We start from the raw sequence: 7,035 nt of genomic DNA, 5'->3' as shown, positions 1-7,035 counted from the left end.
GACGCCACCCGCGTGCTCGCCGGCGATGCCGCCGCCCCGCCCCTCGTCGCCCAAGGCGGCATCGAGATGACGGGTCTCGTCACGGCCATCAACGCCCTCGCCGCCCAGCGCCGCGCGCTGTCCGACGACATGGCCCGGCACATTGCCGAGGCCAGCCGCGACGTGGCGCTCCAGCGCGACCAGCTCGCAGCCCTGATGGCGGAGCTGGAGCAATCGGTGGTGGTGCTCAATCTCGAAGGGCGGATCCTGCTCTACAATGCGCGGGCGCGCGCGCTCTTCCGCCGCCTGTCGCAGGCGCCGGGGGGCGCCGGGGGCGCCGAGCTGATCGGGCTCGGGCGGTCCATCCACACCGTCATCGACCGCGCCCTCATCGACCATGCGCGCGAAAGCATCGCCCGGCGCATCGCCCGCGGCGACGCGCGGGCCTCGGCGCGCTTCGTCACCACCACGCCGCTGGGCCACCTCATCCAGGTGTCCCTCGCCCCGGTGCGGGCGGCGGCGGACGACAGGGGCGACGTCACCGGCTTCGTGCTGCTGCTCGACGACATCACCGACGAATACGAGGCCCGCTCGCGGCAGGACCACCGCTGGCTCGACCTCTCGGAAGCGAGCCGCGCCTCCTTCGCCAGCATGCAGGCCGCCCTCGACATGCTGGACTATCCGGACCTCGAGCCCGCCGACCGGGAGCGCTTCCAGGCCGTGGTGCGCGACGAGGTGGGCGCCATGAGCGGACGGCTGACCGCGCTGGCCGCCGACGCCTCCCACGACATGAAGACCCGCTGGCCGCTGCAGGACATGCTGGGCGCCGACCTCGTGGCCGCCGCCGCCCAGCGCATCGCCGCCGAGACCGGGCAGGAGGTGGACACGGATGCGGTGGACGCCGACATCTGGCTGAGCGTGGACAGCTTCGCGCTGATCCAGGCCCTCGCCTTCCTCGCCGCCCGGCTGTGCGAGGCGCTAGCCGGGTCCCGCCTCGCCCTGCGGCTGGCGCCGGCGGGCGGGCGCGCCCATCTGGACCTTGCCTTCGAGGGCGCCAGCGCCGGCCTCAACCTCGCCGGCTGGCAGACCTGCCCCATGCAGACCTCCGACGCCCCCTCCCCCCTCACGGTGCGCGACGTGGTGGAGCGGCACGGTGGCGAACTCTGGCTGGAGCATGCGCGCGACGGCTCCGGCGCGCTGTTCCGCTTCCTCCTGCCGGTGGCCGCCGGCACCGTTCCGGACGCGCCCGCCGCCGGCGAGAGCCGGCCGGCCTATTACGACTTCGACCTGTTCGCCGCGAGCGCGCAGAGCCGCGAGAGCGACGAGCGGGCCCTCGGCGAGATCGCCTATACGGTGTTCGACACCGAGACCACCGGCCTCGACCCGGCCGGCGGCGACGAGATTTTGCAGATCGGCGCCACCCGCATCGTCAATGGCCGCCTGCTCGCCACCGAGTGCTTCGACCAGCTGGTGGACCCCGGCCGCTCCATCCCTGAAACCGGCATCGCGGTGCACGGCATCCGGCCGGAGATGGTGCGCGGCAAGCCAAGCCTCCCGGAGGTGCTGCCCGCCTTCCACGCCTTCGCCGCCGACACGGTGCTGGTGGGCCACAACGTGGCCTTCGACATGCGTTTCCTGACCCTCAAGGAGAAGGCGAGCGGGGTGCGCTTCGACCAGCCGGTGCTCGACACCCTGCTGCTGGCGGGCATCGTCCATCCGGGCGAGGACAGCCACGGACTGGAAGCCATGGCGGCGCGCCTCGGCGTCGCCGTATCCGGCCGCCACACCGCGCTCGGCGACGCGCTGGTCACCGCCGAGATCTTCCTGAAGCTGCTGCCCTTGCTGCGCGCGCGCGGCATCCTCACTCTGGGGCAGGCGCGGGCGGCGGCCGAGACCTCCTATTACGCGCGGCTGCGCTATTGACGCCAGCGCCCGGCGGGAAGGCCGTGCGGGCGGCAGATGCGACAATAGCACTCACCATCCGAGGCGGCGCCATAGTACCGCACCGCCGTGCTGCACCGCCACACGCGCCACGCGCAAAGATCACGCCTTATAACCGCAAGCATATTGCGGCGAATTGGGGCACAAAACCATTGGAACCATGGCCTATCTTGGATTGCGGCCGGATCTCGAGAGTTGAACCCCTGCGCCGGCCCGCACGTCATGCGTTCAACTGCGCATATCTCAATCTCTTCGGAAAGCATTATTTCCTCAATCTGAGAATGACCGTCATCCGGCCGTGACTCCCCCATTGCTATTGGATTGGCGCACTTGTCCGAATACCGTGCCGCGTTACTGAACACAGGCGTGGCGCGGATTCGGGCTGGGGGCGTTATGGGCGAGGGCAAGACGGGCAAATTCGGCCGGCGCAATGCGGGCACGGAGCGTGGTCGCACGCCGCGGGGCAAGGCCAGCCTCGCGGCGGCCTCGGTGCTCGCCGCCGGCATGGCCCTGCCCGCCGCGGCCTGGGCGCAGAGCGTCACCACCACCGGGGACGTGAACCCCAGCCCCGCCGTCTCGCCGGACTGGAACCTCGCGGTTCCGCTCTCGGTCGGCTTCCTTGGCACCGGCAGCCTGTCCGTCGAGGCCGGCGGCACCGTGAGCGCGCCGACCACCTTCATCGGCGGCTTCGCCGAGGGCACAGCCACCGTCACCGGCGCGGGCTCGGCCCTCACCAGCACCGTGCTTTACGTGGGCTTCGAGGGCAAAGGCACCCTCGACATCGAGGACGGCGCCGTCGTCACTGCGCCCACCACCTTCATCGGCGGCTTCGCCGAGGGCACCGTCACCGTCACCGGCGCGGGCTCGGCCCTCACCAGCAACACCCTGCTCTATGTGGGCTTCGAGGGCAAAGGCACGCTGAACGTCGAGGACGGCGCCACCGTCTCAGCGCCGATCACCTTCATCGGCGGCTTCGCCGAGGGCACAGCCACCGTCACCGGCGCGGGCTCGTCCCTCACCAGCGGCATCCAGCTCTATGTGGGCTTCCTCGACAAAGGCACCCTGAATGTCGAGGACGGCGCCTCCGTCACGGCGCCCATCGCCCTCATCGGCGGCTTCGCCGAGGGCACAGCCACCGTCACCGGGACGGAATCGAGCCTCTCCGCCGACACGCTCTATGTGGGCTTCGGCGTCAAGGGCACCTTGAATATCACCGATGGCGGCAGCGTCTCGGACAAGGATGGCTATCTCGGCTTCGGCGCCGCCAGCACCGCCACCGTCTCCGGCGCCGGCTCGATCTGGAGCAACAGCGCCAGCCTTCACATCGACGGCGGCAGCACCCTCGTCGTCACCGATGACGGCGTGGTGAAGGTGGGCGCCGATGGCGACGGCCAGATCGATATCGCGAGCGCGGCGGGCAGCGCCGGCACGCTGGCCATCGGCGCCAAGGCGGGCGATGCCGCGGCGGCCGCGGGCACGCTGGAGGTGGGCACGGTCCTCCTCGGCGATGGCACCGGCACCCTCGTCATCAACCACACCGCCACCTCCGCCGGCCCCTACGAGCTCGGCATCGACATCGCCAGCACCGGCAACGGCACCAGCGCCATCGACGTCTATGCCGGCGTCACCCGCCTCACCGGCGACGATTCCGGCTTCAAGGGACTGACCACCGTCCATGGCGGCACGCTGCTGGTGGGCGCGGAAGGCGGCAGCACCGTGCTCGGCGGCGACGTGATGGTGGAGAGCGCCGGCACGCTGGGCGGCTACGGCAGGATCGGCGGCAACCTGACGGTGGCCGGCACGCTGGCGCCCGGCAATTCCATCGGCACCCTCTCCGTGGGCGGCAATGCCGGCTTCGATGCCGGCGCCACCTATGCGGTGGAGCTGAACACCTCCACCGGCGCGGCGGACAAGACCGTGGTGGACGGCGCGGCCACCATCACCGACGGCGCCGTGCTGGACGTGGAGCGTTCCGGCTCGGGCCCCTATCTGGTGGGCACCCGGTACACCGTGCTCACGGCCGCCGGCGGCATCACCGGCCTGTTCGACCTCACCGGCGACACCTACCTGACGCCGTTCTACGAGCTCGGCCTCGTCTCCGACGGCACCACCATGGCGCTGGAGGTGGAGAAGACCACCTCGTTCACCGACGCGGCCCTCACCTTCAACCAGCGCAACACCGCCGCCGCCCTCGACCGGCTGCCGGAGGATGGGGCGCTCTCCTTCGCGGTGGGCAACCAGGCGAGCTTCGCCGCCGCCCGCGCCGCCTTCGACCTCATGTCCGGCGAGCTCTATGCCAGCGCCAAGACGGTGTTCATCGAGGACAGCCGCTTCGTCCGCAACGCCATGAACGACCGCCTGCGCGCCGCCACCGACGCCGCCGGGGCCGTGAGCACGCCGGCGCTCGCATACGTCAAGGGCATGCCCACCAAGGTGGCGCCGACCCATGACGGCCTCGTCTTCTGGGCCACCGGCTTCGGCTCCTGGGGCTCCATCGACACCGACGGCAACGCGGCGAGCCTCGACAGCTCCACCGCCGGCCTGCTCGTGGGCGCCGATGCCCCCGTGGGCGACTGGCGCCTCGGCTTCCTCGCCGGCTATAGCGGCACCTCCTTCTCGGTGGACGACCGCGCCTCCTCCGGCAGCAGCGACAACTACCATGTGGGCCTTTACGGCGGCACCGCCTGGGGCGCCCTCTCCCTGCGCACCGGCGCGGCCTATACGTGGCAGGACGTGTCCACCACCCGCACCGTGGCCTTCCCCGGCCTGTTCGACCAGCTCTCGGGTGATTACGGCGCCGGCACCGCGCAGGTGTTCGGCGAGCTGGGCTGGCGCACGAATGCCGCGGGCTTCGCCTTCGAGCCCTTCGCCAACCTCGCTTATGTGAACCTCGACACCCAGGGCCTCACCGAGACCGGCGGCATCGCGGCGCTGACCGTGGACGGCGACACCACCGGCGTCACCTTCACCACGCTGGGGCTGCGCGCCTCCGCCGCCTTCGACCTCGGCTCCATGGCCGCGACGGCGCGGGGCACGCTGGGCTGGCGGCACGCCTTCGGCGACACCACGCCGCTGTCGGTCAACGCCTTCGAGCTGTTCGATGCCTACACGGTAGCCGGCGTGCCCATCGCGGAAGATGCCGCGGTGGTGGAAGCCGGGCTCGACATCAAGCTGTCCGCGCAGGCGACTTTGGGCCTCGTCTATGCCGGCCAGTTCGCCTCGGACGCCACCGACAATGGCGGCAAGGCCAGCCTCACCTGGAAGTTCTGAAAGCCGCACTGCCCGTGCCGGTCCGGGCGCCCCGCGACGCCCCCCGGCAAGGCTCTCCCGGCCGAGACCTTGCCGGCCTCGGCCGTGCGCCAGCGCCGCGACGGGTCAGCTCCGCAGGCCGGGGGCCTCCTGGCCGGTGCGGGCCACATATTCGGTGTAGCCGCCCGCATATTGGTGGATGCCCTCGGGCGTCAGCTCCAGCACCCGGTTCGACAGCGCGGCAAGGAAATGCCGGTCGTGCGACACGAACAGCATGGTGCCCTCATAATCCGCCAGCGCGGCGATCAGCATCTCCTTGGTGGCGATGTCCAAATGGTTGGTGGGCTCGTCCAGCACCAGGAAGTTCGGCGGGTCGTAGAGCATCCGCGCCATGGCGAGGCGGGCCTTCTCGCCGCCCGACAGCACCCGGCAGCGCTTCTCGGCATCGTCCCCCGAGAAGCCGAAGCAGCCGGCCAGCGCCCTGAGCGCGCCCTGCCCCGCCTGGGGGAATGAATCCTCCAGGGTCTCGAACACGGTGCGCTCGCCCTCCAGCACCTCCATGGCGTGCTGGGCGAAATAGGCCATCTTCACGCTGCCGCCCACCGCCACCGTGCCGGCGTCCGGCTCCGTCGCCCCCGTCACCAGCTTCAGCAGGGTGGACTTGCCGGCGCCGTTGACGCCCATGACGCACCAGCGCTCGCGGCGGCGCACGTGGAAATCCAGCCCCTCATAGATGGTGCGGCTGCCATAGCTCTTGTGCACGCCCTTCAGGCTCGCCACGTCCTCGCCGGAGCGCGGCGCGGGCTGGAACTCGAACGACACGCTCTCGCGGCGGCGGGGCGGCTCCACCCGGTCGATCTTGTCCAGCTTCTTGACCCGGCTCTGCACCTGCGCGGCGTGGGAGGCGCGGGCCTTGAACCGCTCGATGAACTGGATCTCCTTGGCCAGCATGGCCTGCTGGCGCTCGAACTGGGCCTGCTGCTGCTTCTCGTTCAGCGCCCGCTGCTGGGCGTAGAATTCGTAGTCGCCCGAATAGGTGGTGAGGGCGCCGGCGTCGATCTCCACGATCTTGGTGACGATGCGGTTCATGAAGGCGCGGTCGTGGGAGGTCATCATCAGCGCGCCGTCGAAGCCCTTCAGGAACGCCTCCAGCCAGATCAGGCTCTCGATGTCGAGATGGTTGGAGGGCTCGTCCAGCAGCATCACGTCCGGGCGCATGAGCAGGATGCGGGCCAGCGCCACGCGCATCTTCCAGCCGCCCGAAAGCTTGCCCACGTCGCCGTCCATCATCTCCTGGCTGAAGCCGAGGCCGGCCAACACCTCGGCGGCGCGGCCTTCCAGCGCGTAGCCGCCCAGTTCCTCGAACCGGCCCTGCACCTCGCCGTAGCGCTCGATGATGGCGTCCATCTCGTCGGCGCGCTCGGGGTCGGCCATGGCCGTCTCCAGTTCCTTCAGCTCGGCGGCGACGACGCTCACCGGGCCGGCGCCGTCCATCACCTCGGCCAGCGCGCTGCGGCCTGCCATCTCGCCCACGTCCTGGCTGAAATAGCCGATGGTGATGCCGCGATCGACGCTCACCTGCCCCTCGTCGGGGGGCTCCTCGCCGGTGATCATGCGGAACAGCGTGGTCTTGCCGGCGCCGTTGGGGCCGACGAGGCCGATCTTCTCGCCCTTCAGCAGCGCCGCCGAGGCTTCGATGAAGACGATCTGCTTGCCGTTCTGCTTGCCGATATTGTCGAGGCGTATCATGCGCGGTGTCTCGGGGAGAAAAGGGAGCTTGTGCGCGCAAATAGGCCATCGGGCGCCCGCGGGAAAGGGCGCGGACGCCGCGCCTGCCATGCGATCGGCCCTGCCCTGGTCCGCACC

The 7,035-nt window shown here is 70.6% G+C and carries 3 protein-coding genes; 2 read left to right on the top strand and 1 reads right to left on the bottom strand.

Going from position 1 to position 7,035, the window contains the following annotated elements; translation table 11 throughout:
- Positions 1–1,902 (top strand): 3'-5' exonuclease (locus K9U40_RS21145; RefSeq protein ID WP_282892092.1); only part of this gene is annotated, 1,902 nt, incomplete at its 5' end.
- Between the two features lie 411 nt (positions 1,903–2,313).
- Complete coding sequence (locus K9U40_RS21140) at positions 2,314–5,190, top strand: autotransporter outer membrane beta-barrel domain-containing protein (RefSeq protein WP_282892091.1); 2,877 nt, start codon at positions 2,314–2,316, stop codon at positions 5,188–5,190.
- Between the two features lie 105 nt (positions 5,191–5,295).
- Here K9U40_RS21140 and K9U40_RS21135 read toward each other — a convergent pair whose 3' ends face one another.
- Positions 5,296–6,918, bottom strand: a complete 1,623-nt coding sequence (locus tag K9U40_RS21135) for an ABC-F family ATP-binding cassette domain-containing protein (RefSeq protein ID WP_282892090.1) — start codon at positions 6,916–6,918, stop codon at positions 5,296–5,298.
- Between the last annotated feature and the right edge of the window lie 117 nt (positions 6,919–7,035).

Source organism: Xanthobacter autotrophicus (assembly GCF_030015065.1).
In the GTDB taxonomy this organism is placed as follows: domain Bacteria; phylum Pseudomonadota; class Alphaproteobacteria; order Rhizobiales; family Xanthobacteraceae; genus Xanthobacter; species Xanthobacter autotrophicus_D.
The sequence above is the reverse complement of the archived record's forward strand: the minus strand, read 5'-3'. Positions and strand labels throughout refer to the sequence as shown.